This window comes from Mesobacillus sp. LC4, assembly GCF_053543455.1.
Map to the genome: position 1 here is coordinate 1 of NZ_JBGCUB010000007.1, position 20,602 is coordinate 20,602.

Genomic DNA, 20,602 nt, shown 5'->3' on the forward strand with positions numbered 1-20,602 from the left:
GTTTGTTTAATAACAAAATAGATATTTATAGGAATCTTATTCCTATATTATTCCATTGTGTTATAATTAGTGTAAATTTACACTAATAAATTTTAGGTGGAGTAAAGAATGAAAATATATAGATATTTTAGTTTCTGGATTTTGATATTACCTATTTCAATTTGTCTTTTTAACATATTAGGCTTCGATGATAAGAACTTGCTAATATTCTTAACAAGCCCACCGTTTTGGTTAATTGAAACACATTGGTTTGTCGTAAACTTTACACATCCTTCTGAGATTCCAATGAGTGTAATTTATGTTTTAACTGTATTATTTTGGTTTCTATTAGGTCTATTACTGGATAAAGTTACTAGAAAACTAAAAAACATCAGGAAGAATTAACGATCTTTTTGTAGAATATCCTTATTTAACATAAGAAGCAGTAATGTATAATAGGCAAGTCGTAGATGGATAGTATTACTGAGATATGGGATTGAACAATTTCAAAAAAGTACTAACTTTATGTCGATTTATATCAGTTATAAGTGAGGAATATTTTAATAAAAGGTTAAATACTGCTTTACTCAGTGCTAAATAGTAAAGCTATGATAAAACAATTCAAACTGTGGCTCACATAATCTTCGGTTTAATCTTGCATTACAACTACAAGTGAACTCAAAACAAATTTAAAAAGGCGTGTCGATTGAATACCGACACGCGTTTGTGCATAGCTTTTTTTCAATTTGTCTACTTGCGGGAGTCATGACTAGGACTAAGCGGTTTAATTATATTATTTATCTTCCACCTAGTTCAATAACTACCCTGGTTAGGTCTATAAGGGTATTCAACTGTGTAATAATGTAAATCAATATTCCAATTACAGCTAGCCTATAGAAGACTGTCCAATGTTTGCTTTCCATTTTGTATACCCCTTTTTATTTTTATAATGAAGTATAGATTAGCAAAATGCAATTCTTTAATAATAATAAGAGACAATTATATGAATTTCACCATTAACTGTTGGTGGTAAAGGTTCTGCCTGAATTCTTGTAAAATAACCCCTTTGTGTTATATTCATTCGGGCATATCTATCGCTCTGTCGAGACCTCCAAAAGGTACCCGGCTCAAAGCGCTCCATATCCATATTGTAATCAGTCACATTCCATCTTCCGTAGTCATAGTCTTTACTCCCAATGTCATCAACGTTAGGGTCAGTGCTAAAAGTGTACCCGAGATTAATGTTAAATGGGGCTCCCGCTGCTACAGAATAAGAGCCGCTAGATACATCACCTGGGTCCCAGTCCCAAATGTAGTCCCTGTCGTAAGGAATGTCGTGGTTAATCCACATTCTTTTTGCATGCCAGCCTGAGTAAGAATCTATTTGAATATTATCCAACACATTAAAATAGTCAAAACTAGGATCAGTTTCACCTTTTCCTTGTTGGAGTATCCAGTCAGATACCGTTTTTCCTACTCCTACTCCAGCATAATATGCGTACCCATAAAACTTATAAGGAGCACTCTTAACATTTACACTATCAGCTTTTGCGCTGATTGGTGTAAGAAGACCAAAAATTTTAGAGGAATTTGCTGCTGCATATTTCTGTTCTTCCACATCTATTGTTTGCGCGGTGGTTAAAAGTACATCTGCAAGAACTTCTTCTTCTGATGTCTTAATTAAAGTTCCGTCTTCATCAAAAGAATTAATATTGGTTACTACTAGCTGGTTGTGTTCAGATTCATTAAGAGTGAATCCAACCATGTCATAAATGTAATCCCCTTTAAAGTCCATTGCTCCTGGCTTGTTTTTCCTTGGGCCTTTGATCTTTTGAGCTTCTTCCTCTGTTTCGTCAAATCTGAAAGTCATGTCATTACCATCTTTATCTTTTTTAGTAACTGTTATTTTGTCCAGACCTAAAAGGTCTGCATATTCTGGGATAGATAAATCTCCAAATATGTAAACTTTAGCACCTTTTCTGATCGCTTTTCCTAAAGATGCCTGAAGTGACTTATCTTTTCTCACATCTTCAACATTAAAAACTAAATCCTCATAGCCTTCCAGTGAAACATCTTTGGCCTTCCCATTCTTTAACTTGATTTTACCAGTATCCAAAACTTTTTTTGTTACTTTTTGATCCTCAAACTTATCTTTATTTATATCAGAAATTAATGTGTCAAATTTAGTTTCGGATCCAACAAAGATATCCCGATTGAAAGTGCTAGCAGAAACCGATGTCTCTTTCTTCCCATCCCATTGAATGCTATAAGGATTCAATAGAATTGATGTTACTAGAATTGAACTACTGACAATACCAAAAATCTTTCTTCGGTTCATTTTCCTTCCCCCTTGTTTAAATTATATTAACAACATAAATCTATCACTCTGTAATTTTGTAAACAATAGGAAATTTTATAGGTAAAAATACTGATTTAAAATGTTTCCCAATACTTTTTAATTTAAATATTAATAAATCCCTATCAAAAAAATATGTAAAACTCCTTTAACATACGATTGTGATTATTTTAAACTAGATAACGACAAGCTTAGTCAACTCTTACATTAGATCTGGTTTTCTTTGGACAGCTAAGTTACTAAAAAGCCATTAGAAATTTTCCCAATATCAACACTACCTTTGAAGTGCAAAAACACCCTCCTAATTTTTATACATACAAGAATTTGAAAGTATGGATCACTTCAAGCAGGAGCTGGAACAATACATTGATTACTATAACCACAAACGGATCAAGGAAAAATTAAAAGGATTGAGTCCGGTGCAATACTCAATTCAATCCTCTGTAGCTGCTTAATATTAATATGTCTAACTTTTTGGGGTCACTTCAGGAAGGATTAACGCCTTTTTTGTTGAATTCCTTATGGAACTAAAGGTGCAGTTTAGTGAAAGAAGGGTTATTGGATTGAGAGGAGAAAATGGATATTCGTAATAAGGAAACAAAAGTGAATTTTTTAGACATTAATTGTGAAGCTAGGGGTTTTCATATTGAAGAAATATGTACTAATTGCTGCACTAATCCTACTCATTGTAATCTCTTTTACCTTCTGTATATACCGTGCACAAGACTTAGGTGATGTAGTTAATATTGATCAAGTTGATCGCATTCTTTTGACAACAGATAAAAGTGAAAAAGAACTTATTGGGATTGAGGTTGAAATTCCTAAGATTAGCCAAGAACAAAAAAAACAACTTGCTGATTTTTTAAATCAATATCAAGTAAGACTAACAATGAATGAGGGGTGGACTTCTGATTATCCAACCGAACAGTTTACCCTTCGCCTAATATACAAAAATGGAGATTTTGAGATTTTCACCGTCGAGCGAGAAGTCGTTGTCTCAACACGAATTTACGAAGTAGTGAATGCTCCTTTGGATTATAAATGGATACAGAAATTTGAACGAGAACTTAACTCAAATATTGAGTGACAGATTGAGTTTTATATTCAACTTCGAAGATCAATTGTTTCCTTCATAAATAATTTTCAAAAGATAAATGGGATTATAGTCTCCGGTGCGTTGATCTAGGAGATTAAAGCATTTTTTTGTTGAACTTCTTATTAAAATAAAGATGCAGGAGAGTTGAATAAGATTTTTTGAAGGGGACTATACAGAAATGAGGATATAGGATGGGGATATTTTTTAATAAGATGTCTGAAAAGGAAACACAGAATTGGGAAAAAGGATGTATTGTTGGCTTTTATGCTTTATTAATAGCTTTGTTTACCAACCAAATATATTTCTATATCTTTAACAGTTATTTGCTTTCCAACTTTGCGGTGTTTTGGATTGGATTGATAACTGCTTTTGCTTGGTCATTAATTCTTAATGTAAAATTCGTAAAAAGGAAGGGTTGATGCTTCTTTGGTTGAATTCCTTATTAAACTAAAGGAGCAGGTTAGCTTAAGTACATTTCTTCACAAAGTTATGAAAGCCTAACGTGGATTCAGGAATATTGAACTTCGCTAACTGCTAATTGAATTCTCCTTCATTTGCCGACCTTTAAAATAATTTTTGAAAACAATCGAAACACTCAATTTAATCTTTTTTTCGTATAGAAAACTTATTAAAACATGCACTAGAAAAAATATAAATCATATAAAGGTGATATCCCGTTTTAAATGGTTGAGGAGGATAACATGAAACCTATGCTGCCTATTGAAAAATATTTCGGTAAGTTTGAACTAGTTCATACATTTTATGGAGCTATGCCTACAGGTGTTAGTGTTTCGGAAACTGTACGTATTTTCATTTGTTTTCCAAAATGGGGAGACGATGTTAAGTTTACGGTGGCTGAAATTGTTGAGGATGAATTGCAGCCTTATCCCAACTTAGAAACCAATTTGGCTAACCCTGAGAATATCACAATGACTTTCATCAGTGTCCAAAGTGTAGTTGCGGATGGAAGGGGAACGCTTTGGGTATTGGATACAGCGGCACCGAATTTTTCCGAACCAATTAACGGCGGGGCAAAATTAGTCGCTGTTGATTTAAAAACCAATACAATTAGAAGAGTATATACCTTTTCAGAGGATGTAGTCTTGCCAACAACTTACCTGAATGATGTCCGATTTGATTTCCGTGTTGGAAAAGCAGGTTATGCGTATATAACGGATTCTTCTTCCAAAGGACCAGGAGCTATTATCGTCGTGGACTTAGAAAGTGGAAACGCGTTTAGACGGTTAAATGGAGCAAATTCAACATCACCCGATCCCTATTTTTTACCGAAAGTAGAAGGTCAAATTTTAATGAATCGAAACAAAGACGGTTCAACATCTCCATTTAGATTGGCGTCCGATAGTCTTGCTATTTCTGCCGATGGAAAGGAATTATTTTTTGCTCCATTAACCAGTCGTCATTTGTTCTCGATCCCAACAGAAGCCCTGAGGGACAAATCGATACCGGACATGGATTTACCTTATCATGTGGAGTATTGGGGAGAAAAGGGTGCATCTGATGGAATGATCACTGATGCAAAAGGAATCGTTTATGCTGGGGACTATGAAAATAACAGTATTCGAAAGATATTTCCGGATGGAACTATGGAAACCATTGCACATGATCCAAGAATACTATGGCCGGATACATTTTCAATTGGCCCTGATGGATACTTATATGTCATTGTAAACCAATTACATCGGCAGGCCAGATTTCATTATGGAAGAGATTTACGAGAAAAACCTTATAGTTTACTTCGTATGAACATCGATGAATACCCTGCTCCTACAATTTGATAATAAAAAATAATTTAGAATATGTAAATTTTAAAAATTTGCGGTTACAAAAGGAGGGAAATCGTATATTTAAATCATTTTTGGTTTGTTAGGAACAGTTCAGGCTGTAATTCTAAACTGTTCCTATTCTTTTTATAGAGTGGGTAAGTTCAATGCTGTATTGATATTAGTTAAATCCAAACTGATTTGCTCGTTTGTATCATAGGCATGGTACCATCCTTTTTCTGCCATATATGTGGATATTTGTTCATGCATATCAAGAGCTTCCACTAAATGGCGGGTGAGGATTTCTTTAATTTCGGGCGTTCCTGATTCTGTTACTGCCATGGCATAATTTCTAACGCCACTCTTAGCTGAAATCAATAAATCCATTGCAACCACTTGATCAGATAGTGCGTCCATGCCAGTTAAAGTTTCAATGATGGGATTCATGTTCATTCACCTCCTGATTTACTGCTTTGCGTTTTCAAGGATAGAAGCATATTCTTGTAATTGTCTTGTAGATACATCAATGTCTTGCAGCATAATATCTATTAATAGCGGATCTGTAACTAATGCTTTCATCGTTTTTGATTTAGTTAAACAAGTGGTCTTAAATGCAGCCATCTCATGGACTTCAAGAACTTCATGCAAGGCGTAGTTCATTTTTTCATACCTCCTTTGCTAAGGTTTCAACACGACTTTAATACATTCATCCATTTTTGTGTCAAAAATCTCATAGCCATGTTTTGCTTCACTAAGAGGAAGGACATGACTTACTACATCGCCTGGGTCGATTTTACCGGTCGTTACCAATTCAAACATATATGGCATATAGTGGATGACAGGGGCTTGACCGGAGCGGATATTGATATTTCGCTGCATAATATCTCCAAAAGGGAAACCATTATATCTGCCGCCGTAAACGCCCGTAACTTGAATTGTCCCGCCTTTACGCACCGCTTGTGAAGCCATTATAAACGCGCTTAATGCTCCGCCTTGAAGCTTCATTCCGCTTGCAAGGAACTCCATATCAGTCATTTTACCGTCCATACCGACTGCATCAATGACAACATCAGCCCCGCCTTTAGTGATTTCCTTCAAGTAACTACCTACATTCTCATGGTCTTCAAAGTTAACAATTTCTACTTTGTTGGTACGTTTGGCGTGCTGAAGGCGATAATTGACATAGTCTACAGCAATAACACGCTTTGCTCCTTTAAGCCAACAGAATTTTTGAGCAAAAAGGCCAACCGGACCACAGCCAAGAACAATAACAGTATCTCCAGCCTTCACCCCTGCATTGTCAACACTCCAAAAACCAGTGGTCATTGCGTCAGCGATAACGGCTAATTTTTCATCTGGTTCTTCACAGGTTTCCGGAATCTTAAAGTGAGTGAAATTGGCAAAGGGAACACGTAAATATTCAGCTTGCCCGCCTGGATAACCGCCAGTCGTTCCTGAATATCCGAAATACGCACCCATATCACCATTATCATTAGAATTATCACATTGGCTTTCCAAATGGTTTTTACAATAAATGCATTCACCGCATGCTATATTGAAAGGGATAATGACTCGATCTCCCTTTTTCACCTTAGTCACACCTGGACCTACTTCTTCGACGATTCCCATTGGTTCATGGCCGATAACATAGTTTTCTTGCAGGTTCGGAATCATGCCATGAATTAAATGCAAATCGGACCCACATATAGCTGTACTTGTTACTTTAATAATCATGTCATCTGGTTTCTCGATTTTTGGATCTGGAACGTCTTTGACTACAACATTTTTAATACCTTGATACGTTACTGCCTTCATGTTATACAGCCTCCAATGTTAGTGATCATCAGGTGTCCGGTCAAACATACCTTTTCTATTGGTATCAACAGGAAACAGATTCATTTTTCCGATCATCAATGTATTGTTTGCAGATAGTTGATCTAGTTTATACTGTTCACTTAGTTCGTATGGATGGAACCATTTTTTATTAATCATTAGTTCTGTAATTTCTTGGTGCATTGCAAGCCCTTGCATTAACTGTTTTCGTAAGAGGGCTCTAAGATCAGGTGATGCGGTCTCCGTTAAGGCGACAGCAATATTGCGGACACCTTCTTTCGCACGAAGAAGGAAATCCATCGCAAATGTGGTATCTGCTAGCTCTGGTACGTGTAGTGAGTTTATAGGGTCTAAATAGTCATTATTCAATGAATTTGCCTCCTTTTCAATTTACTATTGGTGTTGGCCGATTTTGAGGAACAGGAGCTTCAAAAGGTGCACGTTGATAAATCGCCTGTAATTCTCCGAGTGCTTGAATGGTTTGTTCAACATCTTTTTGCATCAATGCTCTCAAATCTTGATCAAATGCCAGACCTTGCATTAGTTTTGATTTCGCTAAGCAAAGGGTTTTGAAATTTATGACTTCATGTAAATCCAATGATTCATGATCGGCTAATTTTTGCTTATCCATATCTAATTAACCTCCTTATTCTTTAATACAATCAACTGTATTGTTCCAAAATAGGAGGGAAACATACTTATTGTTTTTTAAAAATTGGTAAATAATCTTATATGGGGAAATTCACTTATTGATATGGCTGAGGATGATTGCAGCGGCGGTCATTTTCTAGTAGCAAAAAAATGTTCAACCAGAAATATCTGGTTGAACTTATAATACGAAAGGAAGAAGACTTCATCCTTTTTACTGTTATTGTTGATTAAAAACCTCAATCTAAGAAAGATCGTATTTATTATTGAAGAGATGTCTTATAACAGACATAGAAAATCTGACCAATAAAAAGGAAAAAGAAAGTGAATAAAAAGTGGTTTTCCAATTCCATCCCTTTTTATATTTAACAAGCTGTGTATTTTTTTCTAGCCATAGCTCAGTAATAGTCATCGGTACACTGAAATACAGAACTTTTAAAAGGCACTGAAGGATGCCAGAATCCTTGGTCTTTTGATTATAAAGGACACATGTAATTGGGAATAAAATGTAATCAAACACCACACTTGTTTTAACTTGTTTTGGAAATCTGGTGGGGTACTTAACAAAACCTTTATTTACCACCAGTTTATCGACCAATGATGCATAATAACTTTTTATAAAGAAGACAAGGAGCCAGTCCTTGGCAAGTGGTTTTTTAATTAAGTAAATAAAGGAACTTATACCAAAGAAATAAAGCAATTTTATAAGGTTTTTTTCTAATTTTCGACCCATATCTAGCACCTCCATAAGATAGGTTATCTCTAATGAAGGTGGTTATACTTAGGAAATTCGAAGATTAGTTAAGTAAACTCACTTTAACAAACTGGGGCTTTACTTCAGGAAAGAAGTAAGGCTTTTTTTGTTCAACTACCGGGGAAGGGTAGATTAAGAAGAGTAATTCATCGAATAAAAAGAATAATAAGGTTGAAATAGTTGTTTTTTAAAAAACGAGGTGTTCCCCTTGGTTAAGCTATTTATCGCGACAGTTATATTAGTTCTTTTAATTGCCCTAAAAATGCCCAGAAAAAGAACTAGGCACGAGTTACTAGCTACAATACAGTTTGCATTGTTAATGAATTTTGTAACTGATTTATATCTTGATTTAAAGTACAAACTTTACTGGTATTTCGATAAAGAACAAATAGAATGGTTGTACCTATCTGTAGCCCTTGGTGAAATTGCTGTACTGCTAATTATTTTCAATTATTTCCCCATAAAATCTAATGCAATTAAGAAATTTATATATATCTTGGGATGGACATGCATTCTTGTATTACTTGAATTGTATGCAGTTTATATTAGAGTTTTACATTATGGCGAATGGAATATAATATATTCAGCAGTGGTTTACTTTATTTCAATGTACATCCTTTATTTCGTATTAGAATACACGGCTGATAGAAGAGAAACTCAGTAATAAAGAAGCAATTTCTACTTGAACTTACGGGTGCGTTGATAGCAGGAGTAACGGCCTTCTTGTTTAATCTCTTATTGAACAAACAGGGCAGTTTAGTTTAACAAGCAATCCTAAATGAAAAGGTTATAGCGACTAATTGCAGAGTTGGGAACTCTGCTTTTTTATTTTATTTTTTTATTGTAACCTTTTTGAATGTTCAAACGAATAATATGTGAATAGCTAATCGAGGGGGGAGAAATTTTTGATTGATTTAGACCACTTAGAAGAGAGTATAGGGAGAATCTATAACAAATATTATTTAGATGTTTATAGGTTTCTTGTTTGTTTTTCTGGGAGTCCGAATGATGCAGAGGACATGACACAAGAGGTTTTTATTCGAGTTCTGAAAAATTTATCTAACTTCAATAATGGTACCAATTTAAAAACTTGGATCTTTTCAATAGCAAAATATGTAGCAATAGATCATTACAGAAAGAGAAGGTTTACCTCCATCTTTAAGGAAGGCTTTTTTAGTCAGTTGGAGTCTTTGGAGAAGGGACCGAATGAGGTGGTTGAGCAGAAAGAAATGAAAAAGATCGTTCATGAAGCCATTTCAAAATTAAAGCCAAATTTTAGGGCTGTTGTGATTCTGAGAGGTATAAATGAATTTTCGATCAAAGAAACTTCGGAAATTCTTTCTTGTAGTGAGACTAAAGTTAAAGTAGATTATCACCGAGCTTTAAAAGACCTCAAAAAGAAATTAAATATTGATGAAGAGGAGGTTTTAGGAAATGCAAAATGACAATGACTTGTTTGAATTAATGAAGGAAACGTATCAAATTAACCCAAGGCCCGAATTTGTAATTTCTACTGAAAGAATGTTAAGGCAGCATGCGAGAAAAATAGAAAAGAAAAGGAATATAATCAGGATTTCATTATTTTCAAGTTCATTCTTATTCGTAGCAGTAGCTATGTCATGGATATTCTTATTTAGTGGTAAAGAAGTTATTTTTAATAGCCTCAACTCTCTTGGAGAAGATAGGCCCCTTTCCTATGAGGAGGAGGAGAAAGAGCCTACTATCTATATATACCAATCACATAATTGGGAATCGTTTTTACCTGAAATAAACGGAAAAGACATTAACGAAGCGTATGATGATACAAAAAATATTACCTTGGTTGGGGAAAGGTTAAGCCAGGCATTAAAAGAAAGAAATATCTATGCTATACATGACAAGACAAATATAAAAGAAGTATTGAAACAAAAAGGCCTGACAGCTGCAGATTCGTATAAAGTATCAAGGGAACCGTTAATCGAAACGTTAGAAAAAGAAAAAAGTATAAATATGATTTTTGATTTACACAGGGATTTCAAAAGAAGAAACGATACTACAGTAAATATTGATGGAATAGACTTTGCAAAAATAGCTATTGTAATCTCTCGTACAAGTAGTAACTACGAGGACAATAAAAAATTCGCTACACTTATTCATCAAAAACTCGAGGATAAATATCCTGGTCTCTCCAAAGGCGTTATTGAAAAAGGGGAGGATCCTAAAAATTCCTATAATCAGGATGTATTAGAAAAATCTCTATTGTTGGATATTGGAGGTGTCGATAATACATTGAATGAAACATATAGGACAGTTGATGCATTTGCAGAAATAATCGAAGATGTGGTTAATAGTAGTAATTAAAAATTGAAGCAATTTATTAAATCAAAGGTGCGTTGGTCCAGGAGGATTAACCGCCTTTTTTGTTGAATTTCTTATTAAACAACGGGGGGCAGGTTAGTTGAACAAGCTTGCAAATAACCATTGAAAAAAATGAAACAAAAATACAAAAACATCTGTGGGGAGTATCCCTTGGTAGGAAGGCTCAATTTAATTTAAAAGATTTCAAAATTTTTTCAAAAAATTAAACCTCTAATGATTGACTGTCGTCTATTTACCAGAGAGGGGGACTGATTTAGGGGTGGAAGATAAACAGGATAAAGAATACAAGACCAACGAAGAATTGTTAGAAGAACTCATCACAAAATATGGTACTGAGTTAAAGCGACTAGCTTACCTTTATGTAAGGGATCATTCAGTGGCAGAAGATATTCTTCAAGAGGTTTTTGTTTCCTGCTACAGGAATCTGAACCACTTCAGAAACGACAGTAGTTATAAGACTTGGTTGGTTAAAATCACAGTAAACAAATGCAAAGATCACTTTAAAAGATGGGACTTTCGAAATTTGGTTTATAAGGCTCAGGTAGAATTTGGTTTGTTATCTGACGATACATCTCCAGAGCAAAGTTATTTCTCGGAAGTTAAAGAATCACTCTTGGTTCAAGAGGTATTTAAATTGCCCTTTAAGTTAAGAGAGGTAATAATTCTTTTTTATTATGAAGAATTATCAATTGAAGAAATAAGCACTACGCTTGAAGTTAATGTAAACACGATAAAATCAAGGCTACACAGAGCAAGGAAGAAGTTGAAAGAATCACTTGGAGGAAGTGAAGCCAAATGGAAAACGAATTGAAACGACTCAAGGAAACATTCGATGAATCATTTCTTAGAGAAGTCAAAGTCACACAAAAAGAGAGAGAGAGGATTTTGCAGAAAATAAGAAAACCAGAAAGAAGTCCTAGCCACATCTTCTACTACTGTTCACTATCTGCTACTGCTTTTTTAATAATAATTCTTTTCTTTTCGTTAGAAATAAATTTTAAACAAGCTGACCCAAATATTCAAAGTAGAAGTGGTCAATCAAATAATACCGATAGCAAAGAAACTCACGATACTTCCTCTGAAAATAAAGAAGAACAACCGCATTTAGAAGAAACTCAAGATTACTCAACCTTTCAACATATTGTATTCGAAGGATATTACTATATCAAGGGGGAGCAGGTCGAACAAAATAAGATTGGGGAGAAAATAGGGGAAGTTAAACGAATCGGTACTTGGGAAATTGTAAAAGATGGAGATTCTAATGAAGTTCCTCCTGGTCCAATTTATTCAATAAAAGATAGGGACCCAAAAGAAGTAATTGCTGCTAAACAGTGGTCTAATAGGGATGTATACGTAATTTTTGAAAGAAAAGGTCCTGTAGAAAAGACTGATCTTAGTAAAATAATGAGTACTAAAGGTGATGTAGAAGAATCCAAAATCGCTTTCAACAACATTAAAAATAAAGTAGATATTTTATACGGGTTTGTTGGATTAGAAAAGAGGGCACAATTAGTTGCAATATCATATATCGACGGACCTCTTATTAGTCAGACCTATCGTATACTTGAAAGGGATATAAACGATACACAAGGGATTTTAAATATAATACAATTTAGTAAAAGTAGCAGTCCCGAGAATTCTCGTTTTGTAAGACCTAAGAATTATGAAATTCGTAGTGATAATAATGATTATATTGCTATGCAAAAGAGAATTGATAAATGGAAGCAGCCCCAACTTATTAAATCAATTGTTATAAATGATCTCCACTGGGGTGTATATCAGGATGGTTATCACAATGATATGGTATGGAGAACTGAGTCTAATAATTATACAGTCGAAATTACTTATCAAGGAAGTTTCCCAATAGACGCTTTAAATGAACTTTTGAATTTTCTTAAGGGAGCATAAAATAAATAAGTTCATAAAACAGTTAAGTTCTTCGGTGGATAAACCAAGGAGAACCAGCTGCCAATGGCAGCTTTTTTTGTCCTTATCAAAAGAGAAAATTGTTGGAAAATGCGTATTTTGTTAATTAAAATACATCTATATTGTGAAGAAAAACACTTAAACTAACGGGTGCTTATATTGAATAAGAATCGTTATATTTTGGAACCGATAATAAAATAAATGTGAAAAATGGCGTGTCAAAACTGATTCAGGTTACATGCCATTTTCATTGTAATATATTGTATACACGAAACGGTTTACTATTGTTACAGATGGAGTTTTAAACTTTATTGTCAAAAGACCATTGACTTCATGGAAGATTCTGAATAAAATACTGATTAATAACTTTTTAAAAGCAATGAAGAGAAAAAGTAGAGTGCCCCTGTTTTTTACAGAGAGCTTCGGCAGCTGAAAAGAGGCAAAGACAGTCACTTGAAAAATGGTCTCTGAGCTCCGTCCTGAACATGCTTTTTGGCATTAGTAGGTTACGGCGAGATTTGGCACTCGTTATCAATGTCACAGTATAAGAGCAGGCAATCATATGCTCCGTACTTGCTGAGGCAAATGGTGCGAACCGTTTGCGAAATAAGGTGGTAACACGTGGGATCCCAAACCTCGTCCTTAACTATTGCAGTTAAGGGCGGGGTTTTTTGTTTTTTTAAGACAATTTCAAAGGAGGTCAATCAAATGAGCATTCTTATCGGAGGAGCATGGGCGTATGCAAATGGTTCGCTTCATCTTGGACATATTTCGAGCCTGCTGCCGGGGGATATTTTAGCGAGGTATTACCGTTTAAAGGGTGAACAGGTTTTATATGTATCAGGCAGTGATTGCAATGGAACTCCCATTAGCTTAAGAGCAAAGCAGGAAGGTGTGTCACCAAAAGAAATCGCAGACAGATACCACCAGGAGTTTACTGATAGTTTTACAAAACTGGGTTTCTCATATGACATTTACACAAGGACGGATTCAGCGCACCACCATAAAATCGTACAGGAAATCTTTCTGAAGCTGCTTGAGAATGGGTTTATCTACAAGAAAGAAATTGAGCAAACGTATTGTGAACAGGATCAGCAGTTTTTGCCCGACCGATATGTTGAGGGAATTTGTCCAAAGTGCGGGGCTAACGCTAGGGGCGATCAATGCGATCATTGCTCAAATGTGCTGGAGCCTCTGGATTTACTGGAAAGGAGGTGCAAAATATGTGGCAATCCTCCAACAACAAGAAAAACGGAGCATTTTTATTTTGCATTGAGCTCACTTCAAAGCGAATTGGAGAGGTATACCGAGGCTGCTGAACAGCATGGATTATGGAGAGAGAATGCTATTTCATTGACTAAGAGGTACTTGCACGAAGGTCTTCAGGATCGGGCAGTTTCCAGGGATTTGCCCAATGGAGTAAGTGTGCCGGTAAAAGGCTATGAAGACAAGAAAATCTATGTTTGGATTGAGGCTGTTTCAGGCTATTACACAGCAAGCAAGCTTTGGGCTGAAGAAGCTGGGAAGGATGACGCAGCGTTTTGGAATTCTGACGCTAAGTCCTATTATGTTCATGGTAAAGATAATATCCCGTTCCATTCCATCATTTGGCCAGGGATTCTTAAAGGACTTGATATCGATGCATTGCCTACCCACATCGTTTCTAATGAATATCTCACTTTGGAAAAGAAAAAATTGTCCACAAGCAGAAATTGGGCAGTTTGGGTACCGGATATCATAGAAAAATATGATCCGGATTCTATCCGTTATTTTCTGACCATTAATGCACCGGAAAGCCGGGATGCGGATTTTTCATGGAAGGAGTTCATCTATAGTCACAATAGTGAACTACTGGGCGCTTATGGGAACTTGGTGAACCGGACCTTGAAATTCATTCAAAAGTCATTTGGTGGCGTTCTTCCTGAAAAAGAGATTAACAAAGAAATAGTAGACAGAGTGGATCTGCTCTACGTTGAAACGGGAAGGAATATTGAAAACACCAGCTTTAAAAGAGCACTGGAAAAAGTGTTTGAATTAGTGAGATATGCCAACAAATACTTCGATGAACAACAACCATGGAAGCAGGTGCGCGAAAACTCTGAATCATGCAAGCAGACGCTGGCGGATTGTGTATATATCATTGTGAACCTAGCTAATATCCTGACGCCATTCCTTCCTTTTTCAAGCGAAAATGTTAAAGGTATGCTGCAAATAACGGCTCAAAGCTGGGAGCCGGTATTAGTAAAACCTCATATATTAACTCATGTGGAGCCATTATTCGAACGTATTGACCCAGATAGGATCGACAAAGAGCTGGAAGATTTGAAGAAGCAGGAGAAGCTTTAATTAATTAAGAAGAGTTATTAACATCCAACATTGAAGATAAAATCCTTTTTGCCTGGCTGTGATTCGGGTAGATATAGCATAAAGGGGTGAAGCATTTTATGCCATATGCCAAAATCGATGACTCTCTCTCGCTTTATTATCAAATAACAGGTGACGGGCTGCCTGTTTTGTTCATTCATCCTTTTGTGATGGGTCACAATGTTTTTAAGTATCAGGAGGCACTTTCCGAGCGTTATAAGACCATCTTCTTCGACCTGGCTGGGCATGGGCGAAGTTCGAAGGGAAGTAAATCTGCAAGCATTTCGGGTTTTGCAAGTGACGTAAAGAAATTGCTTGACGAGGTAGGTGTCGAGAAAGCAGTGCTATGCGGCTATTCTCATGGCGGATTGGTTGCCCAGGAATTTGCGCTGAAGTATCCGGAACGGTCAGCAGCGTTAATTTTGTCTGGCGGTTTTTCAAAGATTGATACCCTTATCCCAAAGCTGATAATTAAGTTAGTGCAGCTGATGGTTAAATTCGGTCTAGTTTCTCTTGCTGCAAAATGGCAGGCAAAGTTTCATAAATTGGACTCCGAGGATGAAAACGAAATCTATGAGTTAGCCAGGCGATCAGATGCTCAGCGTTCGTATGAGTATATCAAGTCTGGTCTTCATTATGATTCCACCAGCCAGCTTCATAAGCTTGATATGCCTATCCTTCTGATCTACGGTTCACTAGAAAAGCCGATGCACCGCTACCGCATTCCTTTTCAAAAAAGAGCTCCGCAAACACAAGTGGTATATATAAAGCACGGCACCCATCAGCTGCCGCCCTGGTCACATCAGGAGTTCAATGCGATTGTTGATGTTTTTTTAAAGCCACTCATTGATAACAAAAAGAATCAAGCGGGACTGGGGTAGGTGGATATGAAGAGACTTTTTCTTTTGATTGGGCCTGCGTTCATGATTTTCATTGGGCTGCAAGTGCTGGAGAGTGTAGTTATTGCGTTTTTGCTTTTCTATAGCTGGCTTCTAGCGGTGCCTTTGCTTGCTGGCGGAGTTCCCTGGGAAAGATTCAAAACAACCAGCAGGGCTGTTTTGCTGGGTTTCTGGAGCGGGCTACTGTTTTTCCTGTTCATTTATGGAGGTTTACACTGGCTGCATATCTATTTTATCGATATCGATCAGCTGCGGGCTTTGCTATGGGAGTGGGGATTTTCTGGTCAAGGTGAGATTTGGCTTGTCCTGATTTTGCTGGTGGTTAATCCAATTTTGGAAGAAGTGTACTGGAGAGGGTTTATCTATGAAAAACTGAGAAAGGAAGGAACAGCTAAGTTTGCCGTTTTGATGACTTCTGCTTTTTATACACTCTACCATTTGCTCTCGGTGATTCCAATTTTTAATGGCATTTACGGCATGGTTGCGGTTATACCAGTTTTCATTGCAGGTCTAATTTGGGGCTATATGAGAGAGAAAACGGGTTCCATCACAGCTGTATTAATCGGGCATGTATTGAGTGATATGGGCATCATCTTTGTGTATTGGTTTATCATCAGGTGATGATTAATTATAAATAAGACCGGGACTGGCCCCGGTCTTTACAAATTAACTTAACGCTTCAAATGTCTTACAGTCTGTTTCCTTTTGGCTGTCAGCGGTTTCCCCTGAATGACTTACTACATAGATTTTATCAGCAGTGCACATGTTGCCTTGCTTCCAATAATGACAGTTGTTTACTTCGCACAATACATCTTTAGCCAAAATGTATCACTCCTTTTTTGATTGATACATCATTAGCTTGCTGCGGAAGGGAGTTGTCCATTCTAGTTAAAATCAGGAAACCGAATTAAGTTTGTTCCTTCGTTTTTTTCTGCCGCAAATATCGTTTATCCTGCATGAACAAGCTCCAAAAATAGATGAATCCAGGAAAAAGGATCAAGAATCCGACAATGTATGTGGTGAATACGGCCCGGAATGAATTGGGGTCCGTGAAGGCGGACTGGATGGTGACCTCCGGATAGACGATGTATGGCAGGTGGGCATTACCGTAGACATAACTGGCTGCCAGGTATTGCAGTGTAATCATAATTACTGCGAGCCGCGGAATCCCTCTGAGCGATTTATTGCCAATGGACGGAAGGACGAGCGCGAGGCCGCCAATCAGGAATAAAATAACAGATATGATCAGGATATAGAGTTGATCCATCATGTTATTGTAAATCCAGGCTGCTTCATCTCGCAAGGTCAGCATGACAGCAAAAGCCATGACAAGCGAGATAGGCCCCATAATTAAGGCATCACGTCTATATACATTGTAAGCCCTAAGTTCATCGGAAGCTTTTGAATAATCGGCAAGCAGGAGGGAAGATAAGAAAAGTGTACTGCTTACTGCAAAACCAATAAAGGCATATTCATTTGGACTTGTGAATAATTTTCCAAGGTTCAAGTTCTGTGAGCCATCAGTAAACTCGACAAATCCGCCATGGGTGATTGGAAGTACGCTTATCAGTAATCCCGGTATCAGAATTCCGCTAACCCCCGAAATATAAGTGAGTACTTTCCGATAATCCTCGGCAATATTCGAAAAAACAAGGAAGGCACTTCGCAATGACAAAAGCAGTAAAATCATACTGCCTGGTATCAGCAATATCGTTCCTAAAGTGTAAGCCGCTCTAGGGAACATGCTGTAAACCGCGACGACAAGCGCCACGATGAATGTATTCGTGACCTCCCATGTCGGAGACAGATAGCGGTTGGCAATGTTTGTTGCTTTTGTTTTTGTTTTATTTATATAGACCATAGACCAAAATCCAGCTCCGAAGTCCATCGTTGCCATGACAGCGTAGATAAAGACGAAGCCCCAGAGTACGGTGATGGCAGTTAGCGCGTCAGTCAAAATGGATCATCCTTTCATGAATTGGAGCCATACAAAGGGATTTCTTTTTGCTGTGCTCTGTTTAAATCATCTAGAACCGTATTTTTACGGAAGAAGTAACGAAGCACGATGATTTCCATTACACCAAGTAATACGTATACCCCCGCAAACAGAATAAATAATATCCCCAGGTTAGAGGCGGTTGTAGCGGCATCCTCCGTTGACAGGACATGATAGATCACCCAGGGCTGCCTGCCGGTACACGCAAAAACCCATCCAAATTCGATTCCCAGCATCGCAAGCGGTCCTGTAGCGACAAAAAGCCACATCAGGAATCTTGGGAATTTTTCTCTCTTTAAAATTTTATTCCAGACAAAGGCAATCAGGGAGAGTGTGATCAACAGCATCCCCACACCCACCATTGCATTAAATAGTGTATGGATAAAAAGCGGTGGCCAATGTTCCTCCGGAAAGTCGTTCAGCCCTTTGACCTCGGTATCAAATGAATTTCCGGCAAGGAAGCTTAATGCCCATGGAATCTCAATTCCCCATTTAACCGATTCAGTTTCCCTGTCTGTAAAACCTCCAATTGCCAAAGGTGCATATTTCTGTGTTTCAAAAAGCCCTTCAGCACCTGCCAGTTTTTCAGGCTGGTATTCATGAAGGTATTGGGCGGCAGAATGGCCATTCACTGCTGTCAGGATCGAGAAGATTCCGCCGATGATCAAGCTTGCCATAAGAGCCTTCTGGTGGAATTTGTACACCCTTGAGCCAAAATCACTTCTTAACATTTTATAGGCAGCAACCGTGGCGATAATGAAGGCGCCGGTCATATAGGCCGTGACGACAACATGTCCTCCTGTTACGACAAAGCTTGGATTCCAAAAGGCAGCCCAGGGGTTAATGTCGACCAATTCACCGTTTTCCACACGGAACCCTTTTGGTGTACCCTGGAAAGCGTGAACGTTCGTAATCAGCACTGCTGAAGCAAGAGCGCCGAGAGCCACTAGGGTAAGGCTGGCGATCCTCATCCACGGAGAGATTCTGTCAGCAGCGTAAACATAGATGGACATGAATAAAGCCTCGATAAAAAACGCATAGATCTCAATTTGAAAAGGAAGCGCCATTACTCTGCCGACGACCTCCATGAACCCAGGCCATAAAAGGGAGAGTTGGACTCCTGCAATCGTTCCTGTAGGGATGCCGACGCCTAATGTCACCGCAAATGCTTTAGTCCATCGTTTCGCCATAACGGCATAATCACGATCATTGGTTTTCTGGTAGAGAAGTTCTGCGGCCAGAATCATCAATGGCAGTCCAACCCCGATGGTGGCATTGATAATATGGAAACCCATAGTTGTGCCAAATAGAGAGCGGGCAATCAAAATATCATCCATTATTTAACTTCCTTTCCGTAATATAACTTCCAATATTGTTTTCATTTTTATGGATAATATGTGCTCTATTTTTCAAGGCCAATAAAAAAATGCCTCCCATAACAGGGAGGCAGCCAATTATTCATTCAATGCTTTTCCGAGGGTAGCGATATTCTTTTCCATCAACGTGAAATAGGTTTCATTATTTTTAATATCTTCGTCTGTCAATACAGAAAGATTGTGGAGTGTCAGTGATTTTGCTCCGATCTCTTCCTGAACAATTTTTGCCAGCTTGGAATTAAAGTTTTGTTCGTTTAAAACATACTTAATCTTTTCTTCTTTGGCATGTGAAATCAATTTTTGAAGCTCTTTTTGGGACGGCTCGTTTGTAGTGGATTGTCCGGAAATACTGATTTGCTGGATTCCATAACGCTCCTCCCAATAACTGAATGCAGAGTGTGAAACTAGAATTTCATTGCGCTTGGCTGAGCCAACGACCTTAGAAAATTGCTGGTCAAGATCCTTCAATTGAGCAGTCAGTTCGGTATAATTTTTTTCGAAAGTATCTTTATGCTCAGGCATCTGAGCTGTTAAATGTTCTTTGATTGCTAGCGCAAGCTCGTTTGCATAAACCGGGTCAAGCCAAACGTGCGGGTCATAATCTCCATGATTATGACCATCGTCTTCGGTGTTTTTTTCATCAGCGTGGTCATTTTCATCGGTATGATCTTCCTCGTCATGCCCTTGTTCATTATGACTTTCTTCTACAGTGCCATCCTCGTTGTGCGCTTCGTCTTGATGTTCGCCTGCCTCATCCAGATGCAACGATTCACCGACCGGAACCATTTTCACATCTTCCTTTTTCAATGTTTTATTGGCTTTATCAACAAATCCTTCAAGGCCCAGACCAACATAGAAAAATAAGTCTGAGTCTGCCAGTGCCATCATATCTTTTTGGGAGGGCTCGAATGTATGCTCATCCGCCCCTGGAGGATAAATAGTTTCAACATTTACGTATTCACCGCCAATTTGCTGTGCGAAAAACTGGAGCGGATAAACAGTCGTATAAACTTGCAGCAAACCTTCGTCTTTCTCTTGATCAGCACGGTCCTGTGCACAGCCGCTTAGAACCGCAGCGATGACCATAAATATAGATATAAATGTAGTTTTTTTCATATATGCCTCCTGTTAGTCAAAACGGACTCATTACGATTTAGAAATTGGAGTGTATTTGTTATTATTTTTCTAATCATAAGGATAAATATTAATTCGTAATGGTTACGATTTACCTTCTGT

The 20,602-nt window shown here is 37.5% G+C and carries 21 protein-coding genes, 1 pseudogene and 1 other annotated feature; of the genes and pseudogenes, 11 read left to right on the forward strand and 11 right to left on the reverse strand.

From position 1 onward, the window contains the following. Positions 1 to 958 precede the first annotated feature (958 nt). A complete protein-coding gene (locus tag AB5I83_RS19045; protein WP_448977645.1) occupies positions 959 to 2,317 on the reverse strand; it encodes a hypothetical protein in 1,359 nt (452 codons plus the stop codon). A gap of 323 nt (positions 2,318 to 2,640) precedes the next feature. Here AB5I83_RS19045 and AB5I83_RS19050 point away from each other — a divergent pair. The 3 genes and pseudogenes from AB5I83_RS19050 to AB5I83_RS19060 all read left to right on the forward strand — a co-directional run. After that, positions 2,641 to 2,790 (forward strand): annotated as a pseudogene (locus AB5I83_RS19050) (IS3 family transposase); the annotation flags it as partial. A gap of 191 nt (positions 2,791 to 2,981) precedes the next feature. Then, positions 2,982 to 3,422: a hypothetical protein gene (locus tag AB5I83_RS19055; protein ID WP_448977646.1), complete on the forward strand. Its 441-nt coding sequence runs from the start codon at positions 2,982 to 2,984 to the stop codon at positions 3,420 to 3,422. Positions 3,423 to 4,114: 692 nt separating this feature from the next. Continuing rightward, positions 4,115 to 5,227 carry an L-dopachrome tautomerase-related protein gene (locus AB5I83_RS19060; RefSeq protein WP_448977648.1) on the forward strand — a complete coding sequence of 371 codons (1,113 nt, stop codon included), beginning with the start codon at positions 4,115 to 4,117 and terminating at the stop codon, positions 5,225 to 5,227. A 132-nt stretch (positions 5,228 to 5,359) separates the two neighbouring features. Here the strand turns inward: AB5I83_RS19060 and AB5I83_RS19065 are convergent, their stop codons facing one another. The 6 genes from AB5I83_RS19065 to AB5I83_RS19090 all read right to left on the reverse strand — a co-directional run bounded on the left by AB5I83_RS19065 (position 5,360) and on the right by AB5I83_RS19090 (position 8,426). Continuing rightward, positions 5,360 to 5,659: a spore coat protein gene (locus AB5I83_RS19065; protein WP_448977650.1), complete on the reverse strand. Its 300-nt coding sequence runs from the start codon at positions 5,657 to 5,659 to the stop codon at positions 5,360 to 5,362. An 18-nt stretch (positions 5,660 to 5,677) separates the two neighbouring features. Further along, entirely contained in the window at positions 5,678 to 5,872 is a 195-nt protein-coding gene (locus AB5I83_RS19070; protein WP_448977652.1) for a hypothetical protein, read from the reverse strand. A gap of 18 nt (positions 5,873 to 5,890) precedes the next feature. After that, positions 5,891 to 7,027: a zinc-dependent alcohol dehydrogenase gene (locus AB5I83_RS19075; RefSeq protein WP_448977654.1), complete on the reverse strand. Its 1,137-nt coding sequence runs from the start codon at positions 7,025 to 7,027 to the stop codon at positions 5,891 to 5,893. An 18-nt stretch (positions 7,028 to 7,045) separates the two neighbouring features. Next, positions 7,046 to 7,414, reverse strand: a complete 369-nt coding sequence (locus AB5I83_RS19080) for a spore coat protein (RefSeq protein ID WP_448977656.1) — start codon at positions 7,412 to 7,414, stop codon at positions 7,046 to 7,048. A gap of 16 nt (positions 7,415 to 7,430) precedes the next feature. Beyond that, on the reverse strand, positions 7,431 to 7,676 hold the full coding sequence (locus AB5I83_RS19085) for a spore gernimation protein GerQ (RefSeq protein ID WP_448977658.1): 246 nt from the start codon (positions 7,674 to 7,676) through the stop codon (positions 7,431 to 7,433). Positions 7,677 to 7,937: 261 nt separating this feature from the next. Beyond that, entirely contained in the window at positions 7,938 to 8,426 is a 489-nt protein-coding gene (locus tag AB5I83_RS19090; RefSeq protein WP_448977660.1) for a CBO0543 family protein, read from the reverse strand. A gap of 229 nt (positions 8,427 to 8,655) precedes the next feature. Here AB5I83_RS19090 and AB5I83_RS19095 point away from each other — a divergent pair, with 229 nt between their 5' ends. From AB5I83_RS19095 to AB5I83_RS19130, 8 genes are all read left to right on the forward strand, one after another. After that, on the forward strand, positions 8,656 to 9,111 hold the full coding sequence (locus AB5I83_RS19095; RefSeq protein ID WP_448977661.1) for a CBO0543 family protein: 456 nt from the start codon (positions 8,656 to 8,658) through the stop codon (positions 9,109 to 9,111). A gap of 241 nt (positions 9,112 to 9,352) precedes the next feature. Continuing rightward, positions 9,353 to 9,892 carry an RNA polymerase sigma factor gene (locus tag AB5I83_RS19100; RefSeq protein WP_448977663.1) on the forward strand — a complete coding sequence of 180 codons (540 nt, stop codon included), beginning with the start codon at positions 9,353 to 9,355 and terminating at the stop codon, positions 9,890 to 9,892. Continuing rightward, entirely contained in the window at positions 9,882 to 10,787 is a 906-nt protein-coding gene (gene spoIIP, locus AB5I83_RS19105) for a stage II sporulation protein P (protein WP_448977665.1), read from the forward strand. The genes AB5I83_RS19100 and spoIIP overlap by 11 nt, the downstream gene beginning before the upstream one ends. A gap of 277 nt (positions 10,788 to 11,064) precedes the next feature. Next, positions 11,065 to 11,616, forward strand: coding sequence for a sigma-70 family RNA polymerase sigma factor (locus tag AB5I83_RS19110; protein WP_448977667.1), 552 nt, complete (start codon positions 11,065 to 11,067; stop codon positions 11,614 to 11,616). Beyond that, positions 11,601 to 12,713 carry a hypothetical protein gene (locus AB5I83_RS19115; RefSeq protein ID WP_448977669.1) on the forward strand — a complete coding sequence of 371 codons (1,113 nt, stop codon included), beginning with the start codon at positions 11,601 to 11,603 and terminating at the stop codon, positions 12,711 to 12,713. The genes AB5I83_RS19110 and AB5I83_RS19115 overlap by 16 nt, the downstream gene beginning before the upstream one ends. Positions 12,714 to 13,101: 388 nt before the next feature. Further along, positions 13,102 to 13,378: a binding site (T-box leader), on the forward strand. A gap of 40 nt (positions 13,379 to 13,418) precedes the next feature. Beyond that, complete coding sequence (metG, locus tag AB5I83_RS19120; protein ID WP_448977869.1) at positions 13,419 to 15,077, forward strand: methionine--tRNA ligase; 1,659 nt, start codon at positions 13,419 to 13,421, stop codon at positions 15,075 to 15,077. 98 nt (positions 15,078 to 15,175) lie between these two features. Beyond that, the gene (locus tag AB5I83_RS19125; RefSeq protein ID WP_448977671.1) at positions 15,176 to 15,976 is read left to right on the forward strand and encodes an alpha/beta fold hydrolase; all 801 of its coding nucleotides are present in this window, start codon (positions 15,176 to 15,178) and stop codon (positions 15,974 to 15,976) included. A gap of 6 nt (positions 15,977 to 15,982) precedes the next feature. Next, positions 15,983 to 16,615, forward strand: coding sequence for a CPBP family intramembrane glutamic endopeptidase (locus AB5I83_RS19130; protein WP_448977673.1), 633 nt, complete (start codon positions 15,983 to 15,985; stop codon positions 16,613 to 16,615). 45 nt (positions 16,616 to 16,660) lie between these two features. Here AB5I83_RS19130 and AB5I83_RS19135 read toward each other — a convergent pair whose 3' ends face one another. The 4 genes from AB5I83_RS19135 to AB5I83_RS19150 all read right to left on the reverse strand — a co-directional run bounded on the left by AB5I83_RS19135 (position 16,661) and on the right by AB5I83_RS19150 (position 20,482). Then, entirely contained in the window at positions 16,661 to 16,816 is a 156-nt protein-coding gene (locus AB5I83_RS19135; protein WP_167834354.1) for a DUF1540 domain-containing protein, read from the reverse strand. An 85-nt stretch (positions 16,817 to 16,901) separates the two neighbouring features. Then, a complete protein-coding gene (locus AB5I83_RS19140) occupies positions 16,902 to 17,951 on the reverse strand; it encodes a cytochrome d ubiquinol oxidase subunit II (RefSeq protein ID WP_448977675.1) in 1,050 nt (349 codons plus the stop codon). A gap of 14 nt (positions 17,952 to 17,965) precedes the next feature. After that, positions 17,966 to 19,327: a cytochrome ubiquinol oxidase subunit I gene (locus AB5I83_RS19145; protein WP_448977677.1), complete on the reverse strand. Its 1,362-nt coding sequence runs from the start codon at positions 19,325 to 19,327 to the stop codon at positions 17,966 to 17,968. Positions 19,328 to 19,444: 117 nt separating this feature from the next. After that, positions 19,445 to 20,482 (reverse strand): metal ABC transporter solute-binding protein, Zn/Mn family, encoded by a 1,038-nt coding sequence (locus AB5I83_RS19150; RefSeq protein ID WP_448977679.1) that lies wholly within the window; start codon positions 20,480 to 20,482, stop codon positions 19,445 to 19,447. Positions 20,483 to 20,602 lie beyond the last annotated feature (120 nt).